This is a genomic window from Streptococcus parasanguinis (genome assembly GCF_009717775.1).
In the GTDB taxonomy this organism is placed as follows: Bacteria; Bacillota; Bacilli; order Lactobacillales; family Streptococcaceae; genus Streptococcus; species Streptococcus parasanguinis_AG.
Map to the genome: position 1 here is coordinate 1 of NZ_WMZF01000012.1, position 25,187 is coordinate 25,187.

25 protein-coding genes and 3 pseudogenes are annotated in these 25,187 nt (G+C 33.0%); 12 read left to right on the forward strand and 16 right to left on the reverse strand.

The features are described 5' to 3' along the window. From GMC92_RS10430 to GMC92_RS10955, 3 genes and pseudogenes are all read right to left on the reverse strand, one after another. Nucleotides 1–239: pseudogene (locus GMC92_RS10430) on the reverse strand (ATP-binding cassette domain-containing protein); the annotation flags it as partial. 201 nt (nt 240–440) lie between these two features. Then, on the reverse strand, nt 441–1,058 hold the full coding sequence (locus tag GMC92_RS10435) for a tetratricopeptide repeat protein (protein ID WP_155200314.1): 618 nt from the start codon (nt 1,056–1,058) through the stop codon (nt 441–443). A gap of 807 nt (nt 1,059–1,865) precedes the next feature. Next, on the reverse strand, nt 1,866–2,084 hold the full coding sequence (locus tag GMC92_RS10955) for a hypothetical protein (RefSeq protein WP_083307791.1): 219 nt from the start codon (nt 2,082–2,084) through the stop codon (nt 1,866–1,868). A gap of 124 nt (nt 2,085–2,208) precedes the next feature. On the opposite strand from GMC92_RS10955, the gene GMC92_RS10440 reads away from it, so the two are divergent. After that, nucleotides 2,209–2,571 (forward strand): hypothetical protein, encoded by a 363-nt coding sequence (locus GMC92_RS10440; protein WP_155200315.1) that lies wholly within the window; start codon nt 2,209–2,211, stop codon nt 2,569–2,571. Nucleotides 2,572–2,743: 172 nt separating this feature from the next. Further along, nucleotides 2,744–2,977 (forward strand): annotated as a pseudogene (locus GMC92_RS10445) (ATP-binding cassette domain-containing protein); the annotation flags it as partial. A 104-nt stretch (nt 2,978–3,081) separates the two neighbouring features. On the opposite strand, the gene GMC92_RS10450 reads toward GMC92_RS10445, so the two are convergent. From GMC92_RS10450 to GMC92_RS10470, 5 genes are all read right to left on the reverse strand, one after another. Continuing rightward, on the reverse strand, nt 3,082–3,525 hold the full coding sequence (locus GMC92_RS10450; protein ID WP_241672903.1) for a hypothetical protein: 444 nt from the start codon (nt 3,523–3,525) through the stop codon (nt 3,082–3,084). A 232-nt stretch (nt 3,526–3,757) separates the two neighbouring features. After that, nucleotides 3,758–4,648: a C39 family peptidase gene (locus tag GMC92_RS10455; protein WP_155200316.1), complete on the reverse strand. Its 891-nt coding sequence runs from the start codon at nt 4,646–4,648 to the stop codon at nt 3,758–3,760. 14 nt (nt 4,649–4,662) lie between these two features. After that, entirely contained in the window at nt 4,663–5,796 is a 1,134-nt protein-coding gene (locus GMC92_RS10460; RefSeq protein WP_070594653.1) for a hypothetical protein, read from the reverse strand. A 25-nt stretch (nt 5,797–5,821) separates the two neighbouring features. Next, on the reverse strand, nt 5,822–6,526 hold the full coding sequence (locus GMC92_RS10465; protein WP_023919417.1) for a C39 family peptidase: 705 nt from the start codon (nt 6,524–6,526) through the stop codon (nt 5,822–5,824). Nucleotides 6,527–7,098: 572 nt separating this feature from the next. Then, nucleotides 7,099–7,947 carry a helix-turn-helix domain-containing protein gene (locus GMC92_RS10470; RefSeq protein WP_070594654.1) on the reverse strand — a complete coding sequence of 283 codons (849 nt, stop codon included), beginning with the start codon at nt 7,945–7,947 and terminating at the stop codon, nt 7,099–7,101. Nucleotides 7,948–8,482: 535 nt separating this feature from the next. Here GMC92_RS10470 and GMC92_RS10885 point away from each other — a divergent pair. Then, nucleotides 8,483–8,722 (forward strand): hypothetical protein, encoded by a 240-nt coding sequence (locus tag GMC92_RS10885; RefSeq protein ID WP_155200317.1) that lies wholly within the window; start codon nt 8,483–8,485, stop codon nt 8,720–8,722. 56 nt (nt 8,723–8,778) lie between these two features. Here GMC92_RS10885 and GMC92_RS10480 read toward each other — a convergent pair. Then, a pseudogene (locus GMC92_RS10480) lies at nt 8,779–8,961 on the reverse strand (IS3 family transposase); the annotation flags it as partial. Between the two features lie 216 nt (nt 8,962–9,177). On the opposite strand from GMC92_RS10480, the gene GMC92_RS10485 reads away from it, so the two are divergent. Further along, nucleotides 9,178–9,540 carry a hypothetical protein gene (locus GMC92_RS10485; RefSeq protein ID WP_155200318.1) on the forward strand — a complete coding sequence of 121 codons (363 nt, stop codon included), beginning with the start codon at nt 9,178–9,180 and terminating at the stop codon, nt 9,538–9,540. Between the two features lie 383 nt (nt 9,541–9,923). On the opposite strand, the gene GMC92_RS10770 is transcribed toward GMC92_RS10485, so the two are convergent. After that, entirely contained in the window at nt 9,924–10,085 is a 162-nt protein-coding gene (locus tag GMC92_RS10770; RefSeq protein WP_173019420.1) for a hypothetical protein, read from the reverse strand. Between the two features lie 338 nt (nt 10,086–10,423). Continuing rightward, a complete protein-coding gene (locus GMC92_RS10490; RefSeq protein ID WP_155200319.1) occupies nt 10,424–11,287 on the reverse strand; it encodes a helix-turn-helix domain-containing protein in 864 nt (287 codons plus the stop codon). A gap of 232 nt (nt 11,288–11,519) precedes the next feature. Here GMC92_RS10490 and GMC92_RS10910 point away from each other — a divergent pair, with 232 nt between their 5' ends. From GMC92_RS10910 to GMC92_RS10505, 4 genes are all read left to right on the forward strand, one after another. Next, on the forward strand, nt 11,520–11,648 hold the full coding sequence (locus GMC92_RS10910; RefSeq protein ID WP_422070971.1) for a PhrA family quorum-sensing system peptide: 129 nt from the start codon (nt 11,520–11,522) through the stop codon (nt 11,646–11,648). A 49-nt stretch (nt 11,649–11,697) separates the two neighbouring features. Then, nucleotides 11,698–12,390 (forward strand): hypothetical protein, encoded by a 693-nt coding sequence (locus GMC92_RS10495; RefSeq protein ID WP_070595621.1) that lies wholly within the window; start codon nt 11,698–11,700, stop codon nt 12,388–12,390. 109 nt (nt 12,391–12,499) lie between these two features. Then, nucleotides 12,500–14,275, forward strand: coding sequence for an ABC transporter ATP-binding protein (locus tag GMC92_RS10500; RefSeq protein ID WP_155200320.1), 1,776 nt, complete (start codon nt 12,500–12,502; stop codon nt 14,273–14,275). Between the two features lie 35 nt (nt 14,276–14,310). Then, nucleotides 14,311–15,696, forward strand: coding sequence for an ATP-binding cassette domain-containing protein (locus tag GMC92_RS10505; protein ID WP_173019421.1), 1,386 nt, complete (start codon nt 14,311–14,313; stop codon nt 15,694–15,696). Nucleotides 15,697–16,195: 499 nt separating this feature from the next. Here the strand turns inward: GMC92_RS10505 and GMC92_RS10510 are convergent, their stop codons facing one another. From GMC92_RS10510 to GMC92_RS10530, 5 genes are all read right to left on the reverse strand, one after another. Then, nucleotides 16,196–16,882 (reverse strand): LexA family transcriptional regulator, encoded by a 687-nt coding sequence (locus tag GMC92_RS10510; RefSeq protein ID WP_155200321.1) that lies wholly within the window; start codon nt 16,880–16,882, stop codon nt 16,196–16,198. 8 nt (nt 16,883–16,890) lie between these two features. After that, nucleotides 16,891–17,751: an ImmA/IrrE family metallo-endopeptidase gene (locus GMC92_RS10515; protein WP_155200322.1), complete on the reverse strand. Its 861-nt coding sequence runs from the start codon at nt 17,749–17,751 to the stop codon at nt 16,891–16,893. A 106-nt stretch (nt 17,752–17,857) separates the two neighbouring features. After that, the gene (locus GMC92_RS10520; protein ID WP_155200323.1) at nt 17,858–18,805 is read right to left on the reverse strand and encodes an HNH endonuclease; all 948 of its coding nucleotides are present in this window, start codon (nt 18,803–18,805) and stop codon (nt 17,858–17,860) included. Next, nucleotides 18,792–20,315 (reverse strand): AAA family ATPase, encoded by a 1,524-nt coding sequence (locus tag GMC92_RS10525; RefSeq protein WP_155200324.1) that lies wholly within the window; start codon nt 20,313–20,315, stop codon nt 18,792–18,794. The genes GMC92_RS10520 and GMC92_RS10525 overlap by 14 nt, the downstream gene beginning before the upstream one ends. Before the next feature lie 73 nt (nt 20,316–20,388). After that, nucleotides 20,389–20,730 (reverse strand): helix-turn-helix domain-containing protein, encoded by a 342-nt coding sequence (locus GMC92_RS10530; RefSeq protein WP_155200325.1) that lies wholly within the window; start codon nt 20,728–20,730, stop codon nt 20,389–20,391. Nucleotides 20,731–21,596: 866 nt separating this feature from the next. On the opposite strand from GMC92_RS10530, the gene GMC92_RS10540 reads away from it, so the two are divergent. From GMC92_RS10540 to GMC92_RS10555, 4 genes are all read left to right on the forward strand, one after another. Then, nucleotides 21,597–21,893: a cytoplasmic protein gene (locus tag GMC92_RS10540; protein ID WP_138261591.1), complete on the forward strand. Its 297-nt coding sequence runs from the start codon at nt 21,597–21,599 to the stop codon at nt 21,891–21,893. 21 nt (nt 21,894–21,914) lie between these two features. After that, a complete protein-coding gene (locus tag GMC92_RS10545) occupies nt 21,915–22,376 on the forward strand; it encodes a hypothetical protein (protein ID WP_006149314.1) in 462 nt (153 codons plus the stop codon). 13 nt (nt 22,377–22,389) lie between these two features. Beyond that, nucleotides 22,390–24,078 (forward strand): FtsK/SpoIIIE domain-containing protein, encoded by a 1,689-nt coding sequence (locus tag GMC92_RS10550; RefSeq protein ID WP_155200327.1) that lies wholly within the window; start codon nt 22,390–22,392, stop codon nt 24,076–24,078. A 207-nt stretch (nt 24,079–24,285) separates the two neighbouring features. Next, nucleotides 24,286–25,187: replication initiation factor domain-containing protein (locus GMC92_RS10555; protein ID WP_155200328.1), on the forward strand; the 902-nt coding region annotated here is incomplete at its 3' end.

Below are 25,187 nucleotides of genomic sequence, written 5' to 3' on the forward strand. Positions count from 1 at the left end.
CGTCGAAAGACATTATTTGCATGATTACAAAATAACATTAGACTATACAAAGCGAAATAGACAGAAAAACCAAAGAGGGCAAATTTCCAAATAGAAGAATAGGTAAGGTTATTTTGATCTATCGATAATGCTTTGGCAACAACCAAGGGTTGCCCCAAAGCGAGACCCCCATTTGCCAGTGCCCCAATAATGGTTAGGTATTTTGTTTTTTTATCAAGATATTTAAAAATATTAATCATAAATCTCTCCTAGATAATAGAACCCTATAATTGAGAAATATCAGATGTAATCATTAAATCTTATTACATATTATTCTTTGTGATATATTTTACATGCTCATTATACATCTAAAAATAAGTCTGGTCAATGAATATTTAAAGAACTTAACTCTAGATAAAAAAGAGCTCTGCTTATTAACAGAACTCATCTCTTTTAAACTTTTAAGGGGTCAATTCTTCAATTTCCTTTATCCCTTCAAACTCTCCAACACTTTCGAAAAGCTCTATAGCTCGTTTGAAATGTCTGTTGGATAATTCCGTATCTTTCAAGGCTAAATAGATTTCACCTAACCCTCTATAGCTACAAGCTTGAGAAATCACATCATCAGTCTCTAAAGATTGTTCCAATGACAGATTCATGAATGTAAGAGCTTCATCAAGATTGTTTAATTTCAATCTCACATAGCCTTGCTCGTAGTTATTTATAGCTTTCTTTAGATTATCATTGGGAAAATGCTCTTCAATTATCTTCTCTTCATCTTCAATGAGCTTTAAAGCCTTATGAAAATCCCCCTGATCTCTGTAGATCATAGCTAATTGATGTAATCCAATGTGTTCATGTTCTTTATCTTCATTTTGTTGAGCTAATATAATGTATTTCTCAAAGATACGAACACACGAGGCATAGTCTTTTTCTGCCAATAATAAATACCCCATCAGATTTAAAAGGCTAAAATCTGTACAGGTATCAATGGAAAAATCTTGTTCAACCAACTGTTTAGCTTCTGATGTTTTTCCCTCCAGAAACAAGTCCCAAGCTGTATCAATTTTAGAGACCATCTATTTCCCCTTTCAACTATAAACAACCTTCATTAAATAAAATTATTCAACAAGAATGTACTAATCTCTACCTAATGAGACTTAATCTTATAAACCATCAATCTGCATTAAAATAATCATAAACCTCTTTAAAGAGAGTCTGTAATATTTCTTGCTATCTCTTTATTATGAGAGATCACTTCTTCCAATTCTTTTGTTATAAAAAAAGAATGATTATTTTTAGTATTAAAATAGACCGTACCTGAATCAAGTTTATGACTTAATACATATCGTGATAATTGCATATTATCACCTCTATTTATTTTTGAATTATTTTACATATTCATTATACATCTAAGAACAAGTCTTTGTCAACGAACATTCAAAAGATTAGAAAAGTTTAAACTTTTAAAGATATTCTCTGTCTTTGTCCACCAGAAATAGTAAGTCCCTTTTCCCCTATTATTGTGTCGTAACCTCTTTCTAGGTGAAATAGGGGTTCACTACACGTCAATAGACGTTAAAAACCTTGATTTTAAGCGATTTTTGAAATTTCAAATTTCACTACAATCCAATATAAATCAACCGAATCACTACCTTTTTGAATTAAAATAATGATTCGGATATTTAAAAGAAGAGGAACTTTAGTGTGAAGCTCCTCTTTTTGTTATTTGTTCTTTTACTTACAAATAGTAACATTTGGTTTGGAAAGTATGGGTTTCATTTGAGCTAAAAACAGCGTAGCATCAGCATCAAGCACTCACAGAATTCTATCTCTTTTTTCAAAAAAAACTGATTGAGTTTGATTGAATAGGGGAAAATAAAAAGTTAGCTTTCAATTAGTCTAAAATAGCATAGTATCAGACACTTGCAGAATTCTATCTGTATTTTATTTTCAATACAACATGTAGATTCATAACTATCTAGGAGGTCTGCATCAGGCAGAATTTTACAATGATATGCTACTGTATCAAGATCAAATCCATCAATATTTAAATTATATAGTGCTATTGATCTATACTTTGTCTCAATATTAAATAAAATCAATCGACGAAAGTTTAATATTTGCCGTTATAATAGACATTTCTTCATTTTTCCGTTATAACAGACACTGACATACTCTTGTAATATTATTTTGGTATAATTAAAAATATAGAAGGAGGCAAAGATTATGAGAAAATTAGTAGGTATATTACTGCTTTCATTATCAATAATTACTTTAATTGCTTGCTCAAAAAACAACCACCAATCTTTAGATGGTGAGTATTATTGGATCTCAAGTGAAAGAAACGAATTGGTGTTTACTATTAAAGGAGATAAAGGTTCCATTGAACATGGAGAAGCCGATAACTTTAAGATTGATAAACAAAAGAAAACCATTGAGTTAACTGGACAAGATATTGCAAAAAGGACAGAAGGATATTCGTTTAAAGATGGGGTCTTTTCTGTTGATATTAGTGGAATGAAACACGACTACTACTTAAAGGGTAGCAGTGCCTATAAGAAAGCTCTCAAAGAATTTGGTTACAAATGACATCATATACACCTATTTTACCGAATAGGTGTATTTTAGAGTATTATAGATGATTTTTCTATTTTGGACTTATCTATTTGTACCAAATGGTTTATATTTCTTACCAAAAAGTTATATAGTACTTTATTCTATAATTGATCCATGAATAATTTAAAAGAAGAAAATATTAGAAGAGCTATCTGGGGGAGAAGCACAACGTGTAGCCTTGGCAAAGATCATTTTAAAAGATCCTCCTCTAATTTTGGCAGATGAATTAACTGCCGCTCTTGATCCTGAGACCTCACAGGAGATTATGGACTTGCTCCTAACATTAAAAAATAAGGAACGTCTGATCATTATTGCAACACATAATCCAACCATTTGGATACAAGCTGATCAAGTGGTAAGCCTAAAAATTAGTCAATGAAGAATAGGGTAATAGCACAGATTTTCATTCTACTACATATTCATTTTCATAACAAAACACCCCAAAAGATAGATGTTATAATCTATCTTTTGGGGTGCTGTTTATTATTTATTTGACCCTAAGTCTTTTTCTACGATTCTTAATCCGATTGGAAAATCATCTTTTCCCAATTTTAATTTCTGTTTCTCAATCAACTTAGCATCCTTGAGACTATATTGTAATAAATGTCGACCAGTAGCTAGATACAACATATTTTCATTTGAAATTGTAAGAGAATTTATTTCTTCTGGTGTTTCACCTGAATTGTCATCCAACACAATGGCTTTTATAGTTTCATTTTGTAAATCAAGAACAGATAGAATATTCTTTCCTTCTACCTCGTGCTTGACGACAAGGTAATGATTATCTGGACTTGGATAAAGCATATTAGGATAAGGATTGGGTAAGGTAAATAATTTCCTTTCTCCAGTGTGCAAATCGATTGACAACAATTGGTTTCCTGCCACCTTCTCAAAAGTATCTGTATCACGAATTCCAGAGATTAACATACGTTGCTACATCAATTTTTTCTACTCGATGTAACTCGAGCTTATTCTCTTTCTTAGTATATGATTGAATACTTTTTGAGGTGACCAAGTAAAGATTCGATTCTGGATCAACTTGAAACATTGGTGTTTGGACCTTAGAACAAGAAAGCAAAAGGAAGAATAGAAATAAAATCCCAAAAAGATAAGAGCGTTTCATAGGTTATCCCTCCTATCCATTTCACGACTCACTTTCTCACCAAGCATAATTTTTCTCACCGCATGTAACCATGGCTGCTAATAACTCCTCTGGTGTCAGTTTCTTCAAGCCTCCATAGGTTGGATCCTGTACATGTGTATCGGGGTCTAGATAATAGATTGCTGAGATGTCCTTACCATCTGCTGTCAATTCATAGCCAACTCCGATCACATTATGTTCCCCACTTTTTCCAGGATAGATTTGAGCTACATTAAAGGTGTAATAGAGAGGATACCCATCATCAATATCTTTGCGTACGCGTTCTTTAAAGAGACGGATATCTTCCGAATCTGGACGAGCATCTGTTACAGTAACCAATCGATAGCCTGCTTGATTTCCACTTGGTTCCGGATAGCCAAATAGATTCTGATTCAAGACGCGAATGGCATCTCGATTATGAGTCCCATAGGGATTATAAGTCCCCATTTCCTTAGCCAATTGATGTTGAGAGACGCTAACCCCTCGACTAGCCAGCATCATATGGACTGTCGCCGGTGCACAGAAATACCATTCTTCTTGAAGCTTTAGAGGAATAGGCAATAGTTTTCGGATCCCTTGATTCACTTTACTAGATGATTCTTGCTCGGGCGATTGAGAAGGTTGCGTATTCTCTTTCATTGAAGCTTGTTCCTGTTTTGAAGATGGCAAAGTTTGCTGAGTTCCAACTTCTGCGACGTCTTCCTTGATTTTTAATCGCTCTGCTACCTCTGCTGGCATTGGAGGATTAGGTTCTGTACGCTCCTTTGTTTTTACACTAACTGTTGTTGATGAAGAGGATGTGACCTTACGAGAGCTGGAAGGACTTGTTTGGCTTTCTTTTGGTGTCTCTTTACAGCCAGATAAACCAAGCAAAGTCAGAAGTACAAGGAATAAATGAACTTTTCTCATGATTTTTCTCCTTTCTACCATTCTTGATAGCGCATTACGGAGTTTTCATTTCGATAGATTTCACCTTTTGGAATCTCACTATCTTTCTTTTTGAATTGAATCCATAGAATCCCTTTATCCGATAGTAAAATGGGGCCATGATCATATAAATAATGAATCCGATTCTTTAAATCCCACAAATAATATTGAGATTTAACGCGCTCTTCACTTCTTCTTTCTCCCATATATGTGAGATAAATATTGCGATATATGGAGGTTTCTGCCTGTGAAGTAGAAAATATCTTCTTGTGGTTTTTATTTTCAAAGGTAAATGAAGCATCCTTATTATTTGCAACCAAGTAAAGGAGATTGTGCCCATTCGTCAATAAATCGACATAATAGCGTTGATCATCCTTTGTTTGATCTATAACCTTTTTCTGCCCATCACTTAAGGAGTAGGCTACAATTTTTGTGGTTAAAGCTGTGTTATCAATTTGTACATAATACAAGTGATCTTTAAAGACAGTCGGAAAACCGCTATTTTCTGATTCAATCGTCTGATGAGCCCCTGTTTCAAGGTCAAATTCTTCAATTTGATATAGGCTATCGCCTACTTCATAATTTATAAAGAGTTTCTGGTTGGATCGAGCTACTTGAGTAACTGGAACTGTTCCAATAGGTCTCCTATCGATCAGTGTCGTTAAAGATTTGTCTTTTATCTTCCAAAGATAGTAAATCCCTGTCTGATTGAGTTGATCATACTCTTCAAAAACAACAATATCATGATCTACATAGCTAACAGCTACATGAGTCAGATTAGATGTCTTTTCAACATCTTTTATCTTTTGAAATTCCTGGGTATGTAAATTCATACTGGCAAGATAATTCTGATCTTCATGTCCTTGGTCAACAGCCTCGCCATAAGCAATCCTATCATTTGACAGTACGGTAGGTGTAAAGATTTTCCCATCTGGATAAGGGATAGAAATAGAATTTTTTAATAAATCTTCTGCCTTTCTTTCCTCGAATCCTATTTTCCTAGACACATTGGTACTACCGGAAGGAGATTTTTTTTGTGGTCCTACAAGAGTGCAGGCTGATAAGAGAATGATAATACCAACGATGATAAAACTTAAAAATTTTTGTTTGTCATGATCTTTTGTCTTCATCAGCCTATACCTCCTGACTTATAATCTACCAAGCATATCCACGACCACCCGTAGCATAACTCATATCTTTAATAGAAACACGCTGATTCATACGAAAACCATTATATCTTCCATATCCTGGATCAACATATGTCACAGTATTTCCATAATCAAAGTAATCCGCAACAATACCATAATGATAAAGTGTTGTACCAATATTATGACCTGCTAAGTAGCAATCACCAGGGCTTTCCATGGTATTAACCATGACAGGGTTTCCATAGCTAATAGCATGAGTAATATGATCTTTTATTGTATTTATATCTGAATACTTATGCCAAACCCAGTTGAATTTATATCGACTTCCTTTCATGACGGTATTTAATGCATTTGATACATTATTCCCCGCGTTTGTCCCATTTGCGGTAGTACCCAGTAGTGTCGCCATTTGTTGTTGTGAACGTGGCCGTCCTAAAGACGTCACAATCATAGAGGCTGAAGCAGGTCCACAATAATAGTCATTAATTTGAGTTTGAAATTTTATAGGCAATTCTTTTTGTCGCGGTCTTGGAGCTCGTTCAGAATATTTTGGTGCCTCATTTGGCTGAGTATTTAAATCGACTCCTCCATCAATAATACCTGTATCTGATGCAATAGACTCGGTTTTTGTTGATGCGACTACATTACCTGCTAATAAAATGCAACTTAGTACAGTTGTGAATGTACCTAATATTTTAGAACATTTGAACATTTTTCATTATCCTTTCCAAACTAGATCAAGCTTTTTCTTTTTAAAACCATCATATTTATTATATAGCTCAATGGAATCACTTTTCCTTTCTATAGCATTACTTCATTACCTATTTATCTACAATAAAAAGATAACGAACGATTTTAAAATTGAAATCTATTTTTTCTTTCTAGAATAATAATACACAAAATAAAAAAGCAAATGTCAAATTGTCTCTTATATACACATTTTATACTTAGATAAATGAACTCAAAATATTTTCCTCAGTATTTAGTGGTTCAAACTATGCTATCAAAGTCTTCTGAACGGAAATCTCTTTATTTGATAATTGAAAATAATTGTATTTCATATTAAAAACACCTCAAATATTAGATGAACTCTAACATTTGAGGTGCAATTCAAAATTATTATTTGTTAAATTAAATGATCATTTTTTCAAATATTGCTTAACTAGCTGATCTAACGGGATAATGTGTAGGTTGCCATCCCTTACCCAATAACCATTGAGCATAGATACAACAATATGTCGATTATATCTTCAAACCGTTTTATGACTTAATCCATTTAGAAACTCATTCCTTGAAAAAACGATTCACATCGGATTGACATGCTTCCAATAGTGTTTGTTCATCCGTTAATTCGAGTAGTTGCAATCCTTCATCGACCAACTTTTTATCCGTTAAACAAATTCCAAGTGTCACTTTAGCATTTCCTAGAAAATCATATCGCTTACTTTTTTTGGCCGTATCTAACAATAGATAACTGATACTCGTACACTTCTCCATCAAACCATTCCACAGAAAAATACTAGCTAAATTAGAGAGTAATTTATACTTGGTGGGAAGAATCTCTGTATAATCAGAGTAATCATTGAGTCTATCTATCACTTCATCACAGATAGAAATCACTGTTTCTAGTGGAAGTGTAAATAAAATAACGACAATTAATTTAAGGTCACTATGATACCAGACATCCTGATTTTTGATTTCGTTCCAAGCTTCCGTGGCCATCGTTCTTACCTTCTCATCTGGACCAGATTCTCTTAAACAAAGAATGACCTCTACTCTCTTTAGTATATTTAACACAGGAATATCATTAGGATGTTTTTTTAAATAAGCTACACTCTTATTCTTCAGTTCCAATAATTTATCATTTGATTGGTAGGCATTGTTATCTTCTGCTAATAAGATAATTTCTTCCCTATCGGAGTGGTGGTAGGAATGGCATATATATCGAAATTCTTCGAAATCTAAGCCAACTTGCTTTAGAAGATGCTCCATCGACTCAAAACTCGGTAACACTTGGTTCGATTCAATACGCGATAAGTGCGCTCTTGAAATGTAACCCTGACAAACTTCCTCCTGGCTAATATGTTTTGATTTCCGTATTTTTTTATAGATCGTACCGTAATCCCAACGCATAACAACTCACCTCTAATTATGTGTATATATGTGACATTTTTACATTTCGATATATGTTTAGTATATCATATATATTAAAGAAAGAGGTGAAAAACGTGAAAAAAATCACTATTTATTTATTTTTTGTAGCATCGCTCCCACTCTTCAACTTGTTAGATATTTGGCGATGGTGGGGATTCCATTAATTGAAAAGAGATAAGATGAACAAAAGAAGCTTCAAAAAAATGTTTCTAATATTTATTTTAGGTATCATTGTAGGTCTATTCATAATCCCATTACTTAGACCACTTATAGTTGATTGGCTAAAAACTATATTTGGTTAATAGTAACGATAACCTTATTTAACAAAAAAAGTTTTCCCTTTTATTTTTTAATAGCATTGTTTTGACAAATTAACTTCCACGTTTATTGGCGGTAGAAGTTGGTTTGAGAATTTAGCACTTTGATGACCTTAGATCCTTATAATCCTACACGTACAGGTATGACTTTTAGTTTTAGATATTCTCATTAGTTTAATTAAAGAAGGGACTGTGTTATGGTAACTAAGTATTACAAGTATATTCCTTGGTTGGTTTTAGGAGCTATTGGATCTTATGAGTCCGCAACTTATTTTGGACATAGTACATTTGATATACTGTATTTATCTATTGTTTTTATGATTGTTTACGTAGCTTTGTTCATTCTACACGAAAAATATCTGAAATATAAATATAAAGAAATATTTACACAGATTATGAGCAATCCTGAAAAGATCATCATCCCTAGTAAGATATAGCATAATAAAGCCCTAGCAACCAGATTGTACTGACCCCAAAAAGTTAGATAATTAATTTAAGCAAAGGATTTAGTTCTGTATTGTACAGGACTAAATCCTTTTAGTTTTACCTTAATTCGTTTGTTGTTGTAGTAATCAATATAGTCGACAATAGCTTGTTCCAAGTGCTCAAGTGACTGAAACGTATTCTCATAACCATAAAACATTTCAGACTTAAGAATGCCAAAGAAAGATTCCATGCGCTTTTGCTTTCTTGTTCTCTAGCTCTCGATTAGATGATTCTATTAAAATAAATAATGTCTTAAGGAACAGGATATTCATTTTATCGTTAAAGCATATACATTTTTATTTGCTATTATAATAGACATTTCTTCATTTTTCCGTTATAACAGACACTGATATACTCTTGTAATATTATTTTGGTATAATTAAAATTACAGAAGGAGGTAAAGATTATGAGAAAAATAATAAGTATACTACTACTTTCATTATCAATAATTACGTTAATTGCTTGCTCTAAAAATAACTACCAATCTTTAGATGGTGAGTATTATTGGATCTCAAGTGAAAGAAACGAGTTGGCGTTTACTATTAAAGGAGAAAATGCTTCCATTGAGCATGGAGAAGCCGACAGCTTTACCATTAACAAACAAAAGAATACGATCGAATTAACTGGACAAAATATGGCAAGTCGAACAGAAGAATATTCATTTAAAGATGGGGTCTTTTCTGTTGATATTAGCGGAGTTAAGCACGACTACTATCTTAAAGGTAGCGAAGCATATAAAAACGCTCTAAAACAATATGGATATAAATAACATTATTCACACCTATTTTACCGAATAGGTGTTTTTTGTGCTGAATAGATTACTTCAAAAAACTTTTAAGCTTATTCTTAACCGAATAGCTTATATTTCATGTAAATTAGCTTAATCAAAGAAATTGGATTATATTTTATTATACAATGGATTCATGAATAATTTAAAAGAAGCAAATATTAGAAAAGCCATTTGGCATATTAGACGTCACCTAAACGAACTATTAAACTCACAGGATGAAAAATATAGGAAACATGAAATGTTTCACCTAAGATCTAGTATTGAATGTTTAGAACGTGTGATGAACAACGAAAAACCCTATCCACCTATGGATAGGGAAGATTTTAAAAGTCATTGTATCTATTATATTATAAAATTTAGTATTAAAAAAGTATGTTTTTGAAATGATAAAAATAGATACGACCATCCCAGATAGGTTCTCTATCCCCTTTAGAAATTTCTCTGTTAATATGTTTAGATTTTTTTAGTGCCAGTTTTAAATAGTCAATAGCGTCTTCTTCGATTTGTTTAGATGATTTAGACATAATTAACCTCTTAATAAGTTGTTCTATACTAAGTATTATATCAATTTATGTGATAATTTTTCCAAATTATCCTTGCTATCCTAATATCATTCCTAAGAAAATCAAAGATTTATGACTAAATGGATAGATGATTACGAATATAAGGTTAGGGGATTAGAGAATTTTATCAATATACTTTATAACACAAGAAATCAAAATGTTACCAAATTAGAACGGGAAACAAAATCAGTATAGTTATTTGAAATACCATGGAAAAATTATAAGGCTGATAGTATTAATATCACTATCAGCCTTACAGGTTATTTAACGTTTCAGAAAAACTATAATGTCAAGATTAACTATACAGTATCTAATTCCTTCAAATAATTTTCTATCTTCATCAACATTAAATGATTGTTATAAATCTTACATAACTCTCTTGCTTCTATATAATAATTTTTGACTTGTTCTTTGTCTAGAAATTTGGCTCCAGCATTTCCTACAAGAATAAGTAGGGGAGCCAGTTGGTAGCTTGTCTGTCTTTGTTTACAGAGTTCAATCGTCTCAAGAGCTTCTTGGATGGCTTCGTTATATTTTTCCTTTGACACTAGGTAGTGAGCGTAGTTGTAACGAACTCTGATGTAGCCAAATAAAAACTCTTGATGCTCAAAATTTTTTGTCTGATATAACTCCATTAAACGAGAGTAGTTTGCCTCATATTCTTGTTCACGACCCACTAAGGAATAGAAATTAGATAGAGTATTCAATACCTTTAAATAAATCAGAGTATTTGAGGAGACTTTTAATAATATATTTTCCAATGAAGAAATAGCCTCACACTTACTGTCATATTGATAGAAGTCAATAATAGCTTTAATCCATTCAAGGTAAGTTCGGTCTTCTAGTGTTAGAAAAGTACTTCGTTCAATCTCTATTCTATAAATATATTCCAAATCTTCATAATTTCTGTCATCTAATAGTCGAGCAGATAATTGCTTGAAATTAGAGAGGTTAGATTTAATTTCAATTTGTTCATTAAAAAAATAATCTAATGGTACTTCAAGTCGTTGTGAGAGTTTGAACAAAAGGTCTGCGGAGGGAATGAAATACCCTCTCTCAATTTTACTAATCTGGCTTTGTTCACAAATTCCTTCTGCAAGAGTTTGTTGGGAGAGTCCTAGCTCTTTTCTTTTTAATCTGAATTTCTCTGCGAGTGTATTCATTAAAGATAATAAACCTTCCTATTTGCTTAATTTCATTATAAAATTTTTAGTTCAAAATAGCAACTTAAAGGAATAAATTATTCTTTATGGTTATAAAAATAAAAAAAAGTTCAAAAAACAATAAAAAATTAGCTAAATAAAAATATATATGTTAGAATAAAATCAAGAAAACAGAAAGGGCTTTCATTGCGAGAGAAAAAAACGTGGATTTAAAAAATTAGTTACATTTGCATTGCTAGGTGTTTTTATGTTTAGTAATACAATTCCTTACCAACAGTTTATTCAGAAGAATAAACAATTGGAGATTCGAGTGCAATCACAAAAGAAGTCCAATGGTCTTGATGTTGGGAAGGCTGATTAATTATTTGGGATAGGAGTGCATACATTTTTACATATTAGGAGGGATTATAATGAATAATATTGTTGGTTTATATACTACTATTGATGATATCGGAAATCATGAGCGTCACTACACAAAAATTGGTGATTTCCAAAAAGGAAACAATCCTTGTATTGTAAGGTATGTCTCAGGCAGTGATGCAACTGTGAGATATCAAGATGAGGTTTATTCGCTTGAAGCAGGGATGATTCTTGGTGCGGATGCCCTAGTTGATACAAATAATTCATTTGTTGAGATTGCTGACTCATATGAAAGTATTTATAGACTTGCACCTAAAAGTCAATTCTGTTTAGAAATGACAATTAAGGGAGTAATTCCAGTTCATTTTGGACATGTTCATGTTATTCCTTCTTATCAGACAATTGAAGCAGGAGCTAAATATAGAACAAGTTGTTTTACAGCTCGTAATCAAGTTACTATTGAAATGGTTGCGAATAATATAGATGTATATTATTCATATGATAAACCCGTTGAAGTATTTGAGTTTGATGAGTTAGGAAATAAATTTACTTTGTTTACGTTGGCACCGTATCAGAAATGTATTCTTCAAGACCAAGGTGGTAGTATGCGAGATAGATACCATGTTTTAGAACAATCTAACTTGGAAAATAGTGAAGTCATAAGATTGTATGAAACTTATTGTATGCCATTTAATTGGAGATTACAAGCTGAAGAGGTGCAACTAAGTGCACAGGCTAATTAGTATTGTGTTGTTGTATTCTAGCTAAACGCTTAGAAATTAAAGTATGCACTTATATAATTTGGGCTAGAGTTTATTCTAGCCTAAAATTTTATTAAAAGGTAGATTGAACATGGAAAAAATATTTAACTATTTAAATTTATATCTAAAAAGTTTGAATTTTGTGTGGAAAACATCAAAGTCTATAATGTTGTGGATGATTTTAATGGTTCCTATACAATCTATTCTTCCTTCTATCAGTATTTTTATTACTAACATAGTTGTCAATAAAATATCCTCTTTGAATTCCATAAATCTTACTATGCTTATTGCGGTTTGGGGGGTATCTTTCTTTCTTAACAATCTAATATCCCCACTGCTCGTGATGATACAAGGTCGCATGACTGATTTATTGACGTATCAATTAAATACGGAGTTGATGCGTAAATCAGAGAGATTACAGAATATTAGTTATTTTGAAGATAGCGAATTCTATAACGATATACAGTTGCTTAGTTCGGAAGCAAGTTGGCGTCCAGTAAATTTATTAGTATTTGGAACTAGCCTTATCTCCAATGCAATTGTATTTGCTTCTATGCTGTTAATGGTTAGCTCTGTGAATATACTAGTAAGTTTACTACTGTTTGTTGTATTGATTCCACAAGGTATCATAGCTTATAGAATCCAGCAACAGGCATTTGAAACACTTGTGTCTAATAGTGAAGAATCTCGTAAGTTAGATTATTATAGTCAGGTTCTTTTGAGTAGCAATCACATTAAAGATATTCGGCTTTATAATTTATATTTCTTTTTTATTACAAAATATACAGATGTATTTACATCAATAACTGACAAGCTCCAAGTTGATCGGAGAAAAAAATTTACCAATTCAGCTTTATTTATAACTCTTAATAGTATCGTCATAATTTTAATGTTTGGATATGTTATTATTCAAATCAAAAAAGGTGTTTTAGATTTAGGTGTTATTTTTGTGTTTTCTACTAGTATTATCTACTCAATAAATAGTATGGCTAGACTTGTAGAAGATAGTTCACTCCTCTATGACACTCTCCTCTACATGGAAAACTTTTTTAAGTTTATTGAAATTGAAGATGAGCTAAGTACAGAAGTACCAATTACTAAAACTGAAAATAATTTTGGTGATGATATCATAGAATTTAGAAATGTTAACTTTTCTTATTCAAACAATTCTGATTTGGTATTAAGTAACGTTAGCTTTAAAATAGCTGAGGGAGAGAAAATTGCAATAGTTGGGGAAAATGGAGCTGGAAAAACGACTCTAGTCAAATTGCTATGTGCTTTCTATCCTAACTATTCGGGTGATATAATAGTAAACAATAAGTCACTTAGAGAATATGAATTGACAGATTATAGAAAGCAGATTACTTCAATTTTCCAAGATTTTTCTAAATTTGATATTTCATTAAGAGAGAATGTTGCACTGTCCGATTTATCTAGGATATTTAAAAATGAAGATATAACTAAAGCGCTTGATAAAGGTCGGTTTAATATGAAAGATATGTCATTAGACCAAGTTTTGGGAAGAAAATTTGATGGTGGGAAAGAATTATCTGGCGGGGAGTGGCAGAAAGTTGCGCTGTCCAGAGCGTTGTTTTCAAATGCACCAATCTTAATATTAGATGAGCCGACGGCGTCAATTGATGCCAAAGCAGAATATGAATTATTTCAAGATTTTCTGCAATTGACACAAGGAAAAACTGTTTTCTATATTACTCACAGACTTGCGAGTGTAAAATTTGCTGATAAAATTTTGGTGTTAAAATCCGGAGAAATTCATTCATTCGGAACTCATAATGAGTTAATGAATAAGGATGAGTATTATAGAAAATTGTATAAAATGCAATCGTCAATGTACGCTGAAGAATAGTTTGAAATATAGGAGCTGATATGGAAGTTCTCCGCATGAAAAATATCGAAAAACAAATTAATTCACGACATATCCTTCAAATACCTGAGTTAATTCTTCATCATGGTGAACGGATAGGCATTGTGGGGAGTAATGGTGTAGGAAAAACAACTTTGCTAAGAATGATTATCCAGGAAGATATTGATTACAAAGGTATGATAACAGTGAATGGAGATATTGCTTATGTTCCTCAAGTTAAGGAGATTATAGATGGATCAGGAGGAGAGATTTCTTTAAAGTTATTAAAGGAGGCCTTTTCTTCAAGACCCTCTATACTAATTTTAGATGAGCCGACATCTCATTTGGATCAGCATAATGTTCAATGGTTAATCCATAGAATATCGAAATTTGATGGTACAATAATTTTGGTTAGTCACGATCGTTTTTTACTAGACAATATTATAGAAAAAATTGTTTTCATTGAAAGGAGTCAAATAGGAGTTTTCAAAGGAAATTTTACGGAATTTGAAAATGAAAGAAATCAAATAGAAGAGCAATGTTGGAAAAATATTGCTCAATATAACAATGAGGTGGCTAGGTTAACTAAAGAATTAGAAAATAAAAAGATAAGATCAAAAAAAATTAGTAAGAAAAGTTCTAATAGAATCAGCAACTCAGACTGGAAAGCGCGTTCAAAAATGGGGAGCTACGATAGTCAAGAAAAAGCCATGGCCAAATCAGCCAAAGCTATTGAAAAAAGATTAAGTAGATTGACTGCACCTTCCCGACCTTCACCTAAAATACAAATTAAGTTTAAAACAATAAGCTCCACATTAGAGTATTCTTCTAATACAATGATCGAATTAAAAGAAAGCAAGCTAAGTACAAATTTTATAGATCTTTATATACCTCAAATAAAAATGAGGTTTGGAGAAAAATGGTTGTTAACTGGAAGAAATAAATCTGGAAAGACTACATTATTAAAAAGTATAGTAAATCAAGAAATAGATGGATATTTTTCAAAAGGTTTAAAAATTGGGTATTTTAGTCAAGAATTAAATACACTAGACCAAGATAAAACACTCTTTGATAATATATATGAAGCAAGTAGTCATAATAAACAATTAATTATAAACTTTCTTGCAATGCTAGATTTAAAATTTGATAAAATATTTGTTCCGTTTGGCAAGCTCTCTGGGGGTGAGCAAGTTAAAGGCCAACTTGCATCAGTCCTTCTGAGCGATTCAAATTTTCTTATTTTAGATGAACCAACAAACTTTCTTGATATTACCTCACTTAATGCACTAGAAAAATTCTTATTAAGTTATCCAGGTTCGATACTTTTGGTTTGTCATGACACATATTTTCAAGAAAGATTACATTTTAAAAAGTTATGCATTCTAAATAACAACTTGCTTCTAGAGGATTACTTTGAAGATTGATTGAGTAAGCTAAATAGGTGAACCATTTTATTTTTTGATAGCTAATCAATATCCATGATGTAAAAAGCAGCGTAAAATCGTTGCTTTTTTTCTTTGTATGACTTATCCCGTGAGGTCTCATGGGAGTAAATAAGACGTAGTAACAACTAATCATAAGAAGTACCCTCGCCTATTGTTGTTATCAATTTATTCTTCGTTGAACAACAATGGCTGGGGCAGGCTCTCAGCCGAAGCCATAGTAGTGATGAAATTTCTGTAATGGAAAGGGAGCGAAGGACTGAATATTTCAACAGTCAGGAGAGTGACTGTTGAAAGTTTGACACTGGAAATACAGGCTGTCGAACCGAAGTATACCTACTTCACTTGTGTCTGTAAAAGAACGGTCTGATAGAACTGGAGGCGGTCACGTATTGACTAGAAGAAAGTTCGCCAATATAAGATATCCTACAGGCACCTAAACAAGAAAGGAATACACTATTATTATTTTACATTAACAATATCACTGTTCAACAGGTAAGAAATTCCCTACAATAATCCCTACAATTCTAGGATCTTCATCATACGAAAGAAAAATATCTCGATATTTTGGATTGATAGAAACTAATCGTAAACCCTGTTCTTCCTGGTAAACTCTTTTAATGTATGTCTGATTATTACAGACTACTGCATATACTGCACCATCATAATCAAACCCTGTTTCACGAATGAGAGCCACGGAACCATTTTGATATTTGGGTTCCATTGAGTCACCAGAAATCCATGAGGCGAAATCGTGGGCTAGTTCTTCATCAAAATAGACAGTATCATAGTTTTGATCGTTATACACCGATGAGCCGATACCAGCAGACATTTGTTCGTAAACATGGTATTCGTATAGTTTTTCCGATATCGAAACAACATTCTTACATTGTTCTTTTTGAACCAGGCCTCTAACATAACTAAGTGCTTGATCCTTAGCTTCATCTGATAAAATATTATATAGTCGGGCAATTTCAAGCTCTGTAAAATAGCCTTTTGGAGCATTTAGAATCTGCTCCAAAAGCTTTACTTTTTCTCTAGATGGTTGTTTTACTCCACGTTCCCATGCTGAATAAGCTTGATAACTAATACCTAAACGATCCGCAATATCTTTTTGAGTCATTTTTAGCTCTTTTCTACGAGCTTTTAGTTTTTCTGGTTGATACATCGTTTTCCTCACATTAATAGTAATTTCAATTCAGCTTTTTGTTTTGCCTCTTTGTCCGTTAGCTTATTTTTATCCCAAACATAAGCTATAGATTTTCCTCTATCATAAATGAGCCATACTTTTAAATTTTTTCGGCAAGTCTTTATTGTTTTCCAATTCTTTTGATCTAGAAGTTCTGGATACTCTTGACTGGTTACGAAGCCTCTTTTGTTCAAAGATCGCTCTATCTTATTGATTAGAGAAGTCTGGTAGTTGTTAAACTCCTTTATAATCTGTTCTTTGATACTGTGAAACAAAAGGAGGAGTGTAGCATTTTGTCCTTCTATATATTCCTCAATAGCTTGCTTAATGAAGCCTTCTTTCTCAGGATAATATTCTCGTAAAAGATCTAAGAGGCGAAAAAACAGTGCCTGTTTTGAAACATCCAGACTATTTTGAATATGTTGAAAGGTGTTGCAACCATAATAAATCTTTGACAACAAAACAATGTCCGGCATTAATACTACAGCAGAGAAAATATTCGCTTCTCGCTCTAGTAGGTTCTCCTGATTATCAATAGATTCAGCAAAATAAGTGCCTTCATGCTTAAGTATGAAATGCCCTAGTTCATGACACAGAGTAAAATTCTGCTTTACAATTGGATTATCCTTTTCATAAGAAAAACTAATACCTAAGTCATCGATAACGGTTAATCCTTCAATCTTGTGATTTGAAAAGTGATGACCTATTACTTTAATTTGATATTTTTGAATGCAATGTTGAAAGAAGTAACTGAAATTATAATTTAGTAATGAAATATCGTTATCCTTCATGTACTGGTATAACACATGTTTTGTAGCCGTACTTATTCTTGTATACAATTCATCCAAAGAATGATACCTCCTTTAAGTATGAATCACCAAACTAAACCGATTTGATTGAGTTTATTATATAAAAAAAGTAGACGATTATCTACTTTTTAACTAACTTGTTAAATTAAAAATTTTCTGCCTGCCGTTTAATAACGAGTTTTTCTGATATCATTTCTTGAATTAAGCTATGATAGTTGGAATCATATACCTCTATCAACGAATCTAGTAAAAGAAGCTTTAAGTATTCTGTAGTCACTATTCCATCTTTGATTATTTCTTCTCGTCTCATTCCCTCTAGTAGGCTACTAAAAAATCGTTTAGTTTGACTTTGACTCATTGGACCCACTTTGGAAAGCGAAACAAGCAAGGAATTTAAAATTGATGTCCTAGTCACTTCCGAATACGTTTCATCCATCTTATAAACTTTTTCATAAAAGAATTTTAGCCTTTGATAGCGATTATGATTAATGTGCAAATCACTTTCAGGTTTTAAATGAATATGTGTTGTGAAATCATTATTTTGTATGTATATATAACATTTCAAATATTTTGTTAAATTAATATTATTAAAAAATGGATTTATAACTCCTTCGTTTGGCAAATATCCTACCGTAGTACTTTTAGAATGGTTACACCTATAACAAGTAGGAACTAAATTTAAAGGTAGTATAGAGAATTGTGGAAATATAGATTCGGGTAAAATATGATCTAGAGTACGTAATGCATAACCCCAGTTAGCATCACAGATAGGGCATCGATTGGGAGTTAAATTATATAAATTCTGTCTAAATCTTGAATCTGAATCAAAAAAATCTTTATAAAGCTCCTTCATATGTGTATTACTAATTCCATGAATGGTACTCAGTTTATAGTTATCGTTTGTAATTTGCTGTAAATCCTCCCCATTTTTTTTATACTCTTCTTCATATTTTTTTAGTGTATGTCTCAGTTCTTTACGAACTGATAATAATTTAGCTGATTTCCGGTTTAGAGGATGTTGTTCCATATAATTGAATATTTCATTCAGAATAACATCAATATTATCTTTTGGATGATTTTCAATCCTGTACATTGCGTTCCTCTTCAATTGTTTTTATTAATAACGCCTCACTACCCAAAATATATTTCAGCGTCTCAAGATAATCAGGGGAATTGTTTACTGTATCAATAATATACTTGTAAAATCCAGTATTTCTAAGATCTGTACCAAAGATACTATCATTAATAAAACTGCTATTTTCTCCAAATGTTTTTATTTTCAATTTAGTAACCTTACCAATCTTAGTAATGGGATTATATTCTAATTTTCTAATGTTTGTGTGTGGTATTTCTTGTAATACTATTGCAGAGTGAGTTGCTAATAAACATGCTCCATTTTCTTCATCAACAATTTCTTCAATGGCTCTAATGTAGGCCTTCAAAATGGGAGGATGTAAAAATAATTCTGGTTCATCTATTATTACTAATGTTCTTTCCTTGACTTTTAATATCAGATTCAGCACATTTAGTAAAATTATCTTTTGCCCTGAACTCATATCAGAAATCTCACTCTGTACGGTCCCTTCGTTTTCATTGGCTAGTCTCAAAGTACTAAACCATGGGTCAAAAGATAATCTATCTATTATATTATAAAATAGATTTCTGAATGTATTATTTAAAACCTCTTTTAGTTTACTTTCAATTTCTAGTTCAATACTCCTTTCAAAGCTTTCTTCAGAATTAAGAGTTACGGTTCTATTGAAGTTTAAACCAATAAACTTATAGTTCTCTTTATCTTCTTTATCAAACCCTGAATCAAATGGGCTAAAAGAAATAAGAATAATTTGATTAAAGTTAGTTAAATCAAAATTTAATTGAAATAATTCACTTTTATTTTTTATATAAAGATCCACTAGATTCTTAATAAATCTGGTTTTTCCCGCACCATTATTTCCTACTATTGCATATAATGAATCAGGTACCTTATTAACATTATCAGGATCCTTACTAAATTTAAAAATCTCTCTTCCCTCTAAATCAAAGAGATTAATTTCATATTTTTCTTGATAATTTCCCCCATGACTCAATCTATGTAATTGAATTTCTACTTCGGCCTTTGAATGAAAGCGCAGAAGTGAATCTTTTAGCAGATCATAATTTTCGTTTGGAGGCGGTAAGTATCGATGGTCCTCTTTCAAAACATTTTGAAATTTTTGTAGGTCATAAGCTAAGTCCCCCAAAAGAGTAAAAAATATTTCTCTGTCAGCTTTTTCTAAAAAAGTATTCAAAAAACTATAATATTTTTTATCTCCAATTGAGACTATATTATACACCTTCTCAGATTCAACAATTTCCTGTAAATCAACAGAATTTTGACTTTCAATATTATACGGTAGATATGAGAATTTTAAATCTCCTAAATCATAAATATGGCCTTCGATCTTTGCTTTCAAGACAATTGTTGTCTTATAGCCAAAATCATCCCAATTATCTATAGCATAATAAATTCCATCCGAAAGATTTCTAATGTGATAATCCTCGACAGAAAAATTTCTCCCCCAAGTCCTTTTTCTAAAAGGATACTTCTTAAAAAAATCAATCATATTTACCTTCTAGTCTAGAGTATAAATTATATTTTATACATACACTATATTCTTTATATCTAATATTTTTATCTTAGTGACTTTCCCCAAAAGCTTTCTTTCGTTCTTCCATAAACTCAATCAGCTCTTTTTTGAAGGTTTCTTTTTCTTCCTCAGTTAAACCCTTTGAATTCATACGAAAAAGTAACTCAATATTATCCAATTCGGCTGATTTTTCTTCTGAGTTTCCAACTAAATAATCGACAGATACATTTAAAACTTGTGCGATCTTCACTAGATTATCTTGTGTTGGTTTTTTAACCCCTCGTTCCCATGAAGCGTAAGCAGGTTGAGAAATTCCTAGTTTTTCAGCTACATCGACTTGAGTGAGCCCAGCTTCTTTTCGAAGGGTTTTTAAGCGTTCCGAAAATTCCATTTTTGACCTCTAAAAATATTTTTAACTTTTTAAAATAATCCCTTGACAAATATAACTAACAGTTATACAATATAGATATAGCCGATGGTTATATAGAGTTTAAAAATAATAACACCTAACAATCGGCATTATGATCATTGACAATTAAATAAAAAGTGCGTCTGACAACCAGAGGACTGACTATCAAACTACACTAAACTTCGTACCTTTATTGTAATTTATTTGATACTAAAAGTCAAGTCCGTTTTATGGTTGAAGTGAAGATAGAAAACATTTTTGTGGGCTTCCACGCATTTCGGACTTTCGCACTTTTCCGAATAGTAAAGTGAACTGGCTTCGCCAAAGGGCGTAAGAGAATCCCTTGGGTATGATCGTGACTACCTGAAGAGATTGGCTGGGGAAGCGATGGTAATTGACGCAAAGCACCTTGCTAAACGTTGCCACCGTGGAAAGAGGGATCTTTCCAACCAAATAACTTTTCTTTACTGCTGTCTATCTAATTAGATAGACCTACTCTCAAGCTACTAAGTTCTTTCCTTTTTTCACTTAGTAGCTTTTTTACTTATTACAATAAAGGAGAAAAATATGACAAACTTTTTTCGCACTACAATGTAAACGACTCTATGATAACTATGAATTTACCTATGGTATGTTTAGTGAATCTGATAAACTACAGGCTAAACTCTATGCACAAGCTCAAATAGATTTAGATCGTCTGGTTCAAGATGCTCATAGAAATGGCTATGCTCATGGGGATATTCAATTCTATAGTCGCATGTTTAAACGAAAACTATTTACCCACTATTACTCAAGAGTAAAGCAACTAGCTTAACTCTTTTTATTTTACACTCAGAAAGGAAAATCTTATGATCTCAGAAACACTTAAAATGAAACCAGAATTTATTGGCCCTGCTTACTACGAACGTTTGGGAAATGCTCCTAAATTTATTTTTGGAAAAGAAGGTAAATACCAACGTCACATTCTAAATAGCGCAGAGCACGGAGCCTTTCATGTTATTACGCCAGCTTCTACAACGGTCTTTCCAGAAGATGCTCTAGTAGAAGCAGTTAACCCGATCTTTTTCCCAGATACTGCGCTAAATGGCAATACTGTTGCACCTTATCTTAATGTCTTTGCGGAAAAATTGGTAATTAAAAAATAAGAAACAAAAGGAGAAAATCACATGGCTAAAATTGGATTAAACTACGGAGAAAAACTACAAATTGCTGACAAGACTTATCGTGTCATTACAGATGGACTAGATGTCCCAGCTGTCCTTGGAAAACTAACTTTCCGAGGCATTGAAGGTCCTGATATCATCTTTGAAGTGGATCGCTCACAACGTAATCCTGATGGATCATTTGTACAAGTCAATACAGGTGAAATCCGTGGAATTGTCGTAGGGATTCACTCTTCTGTCCAGCATGAAACTCTCTTTTTCACTATTGCAGATATGTCAGAGTCTGAAATTGAAGACTTGGGCATTAAATACCGAGAAGAAGTTGAACTAGAAGATATTGTTATCACACATACCCACGTCAATCGTAATGACATCTATAAGCTCTTTGCTTCTAAAATCAAGAAAAAAGCTGGAGGTGCACCAACCAAAGAAAACAAACCAGTAGAAAACAAGAAGGAAAACTAGGAGGTGATGCACTATGAAACTCTTTACCTATCGGGGGAAAAGAGTTCACGCTTTTCATCGAAAACTAAAGGGAATCACATGGTTTATCTGGTGGTTTCCTTTTTTATTGGCTATTAGTTACTACAGCTACATACATCTAGAAGAATTTAAAGTTCATCCCTTACCTCAAGGGTATTTTCTAGGAGCTGGATTTATCTTTTCTTTGCTTCTTGCTTGGTTTATCAATCGAGTTTGCTACAGGAAAGTGCTCTTTTTTCAAAAGCTCAATAGTCTTCGAATACTCTCTCGCTTTCTGCTAGAGAATAACCTCTATCTCGTTAAAAAGGTTAAACGTGAAAACAAGATCATTGAAAAAATCACCTTACCTCAAGTGTATATCAAACAATCTCGCTACAAGATTGAAGTGAGTTTTATTCTAGAGGGTAATAAGTTCCAAGATCGTTTTCTAAATCTTGGGGCCACGCTTGAAGTCATGTTTAACGGGGACTTTCGCAATAAAACCTTTGATAATCGCTTTATCAAATATGAAATTGCTATTAACCGAATTGATAGCCGAATCACCATCGATGAAGTAAATGTCAAGGGATCCAAACTCCAGCTCATGAAAGATGTATCTTGGGATTATATTGAAGAACCTCATCTTCTCATCGGCGGTGGAACAGGTGGAGGAAAAACAGTTATTCTCATGACTATAATCTATGCACTAGCTAAAATTGGCTTTGTTGATATCTGTGATCCAAAGAATTCGGACCTTGCTGGATTAAAGAAAATTCCAGTCTTTTATGGCCGTGTTTATACTAGTAAGGAAGATATCATTAACTGTTTTAAAGAGAATGTAGAGTTCATGGAAAAACGCTATGAACTAATGTCTACTTCGCCAAAATTCCAAGCTGGAAAGAATTTTACTCATTATGATATGAAACCGAAATTCATTCTTGTGGACGAGTGGGCAGCTCTTATGGCAAAGATTGACCGTGACTATAGCCAACAGTCAGAACTCATGGAATACCTCTCTCAGTTAGTTTTAGAAGGTCGTCAAGCTGGGGTTTTTATCATCTTTGCTATGCAACGGCCCGATGGGGAATTCATCAAAACGGCTCTTCGGGATAACTTTATGAAGCGTCTCTCCGTCGGTCATTTAGAATCAACAGGATATGACATGATGTTTGGAGATGCTAATAAAACCAAAGAGTTCAAAAAGCTAGATGAAATTAATGGGGTCAAGGTCAAAGGACGGGGCTATATCGCAAACAACGGCGAGCTAGCTGGTGAGTTTTTCTCTCCATATGTACCACTTGATCAAGGCTTTTCTTTCTATGATGCCTACTCTAAAATTCCCATCATGGAGTTTGAAGGAGAAGAATTCTCAGTATTTGAAGAATATAAACCACCGGTTGAAACAATTGATCCTATAGAGGAAGAGGAGTCTATAGAAAATGAACCAAACAAGAGACCACTCAAGGAATTTGCGGACGAACAAAATCTTAAAATGCCAACCTTACGCAAGATTATCTATCTCTTAACAGAACAAGGGATCATCTTTGAACGGACTGTATCCGCTATTCTAGTGGATCCTTTTCAAGAAAAACTTCTTCTTGAAATCCTCGCTCAATTTGAAGAGGGAGGACGCAGGTCTTATCCAAAAGCAGTTGAAGCGACGATTGTTCATCATGGGCTAGGACAAGGGCAAGGGCAAGCCTGACTGCAGGTCAGGCGCAGACCGTAGCCCGAAGTTTCTAGGCCATGATGAAACTTCAACCCCCGTTTTCTAATAGGGGGGTTACAATTGGCAAAAACGCCAAGTCCACCCCTCCTCATTCCTTATGGGAGTTGAGTTTTCAATTTTTATGAAGTGTGTCACTTTCGTCAAAAAAGTGTGTCACTTTGTTAGAAAGAGGTGTTGCGATGAATGGACAAAATTAGTCCTTTTCATATTAAGAATTTCAGAAAACAAACAGGACTTAGTCAAAAAGCATTTGCACAAGCTGTTGATCTACCTACAAGAACCTATCGCTCTTATGAAACAGGCGAAAGAGGACTGACGATTGATAAGTTTAGAGAACTTAAAGAAAAACTTGGTTACTATCAAAATTGCGATAAAAATAGTCTTCGGGCTCAGATCGACTATCTACGATTGACCTTTCCTAGATTAAAGGATTTAGATGCTTTCTGCGAAAACTTCCTTCACTGTCACTTAAGCGAATTTACAGACCAAGAAACCCGTCTCATGAATTATACTCACTTATGGCAACGTGGAAACATCTGGATTTTTGATTTCTTTGATAAGTCTGTGACCAATGACTACCAAACTTGTCTTCAACTATCCGGGCAAGGATGCCATGAGATGGAATTGCTTCTAGAAGACAAGGGAATCAGTTGGCAGATCTTTCTTCAAAACATTCTTTATTCCTATGAAGATGTTCGGGTGAAGCGTCTCGATATCGCTCTAGATGAACTCTATAAGGGTTATGGTCATGAGGACGAACAAATTCAGATTCCAAAATTGATTGATAAACTCTATTCCAAAGAGATTGTTCTAGATACGATCAAGAAATGGAATATCACGGGTGGTGGATCTTTCACAGATAATGAAGCCATGGAAGCTAATCACGGCTTGTCCATTTATTTTGGGAGTCGTCAAAGTCAACTCTATTTCAACTTTTATGAAAAACGCTATGAAATAGCTCGAATGGAAAACATCTCCTTGGACGAATCCTTGGAGATTTTTGGTATCTGGAATCGCTATGAATTGCGTTTCTCAGATCAGAAAGCTCAAGGTGTCGTGGAGGAATACATCAATGGTGTAGATCT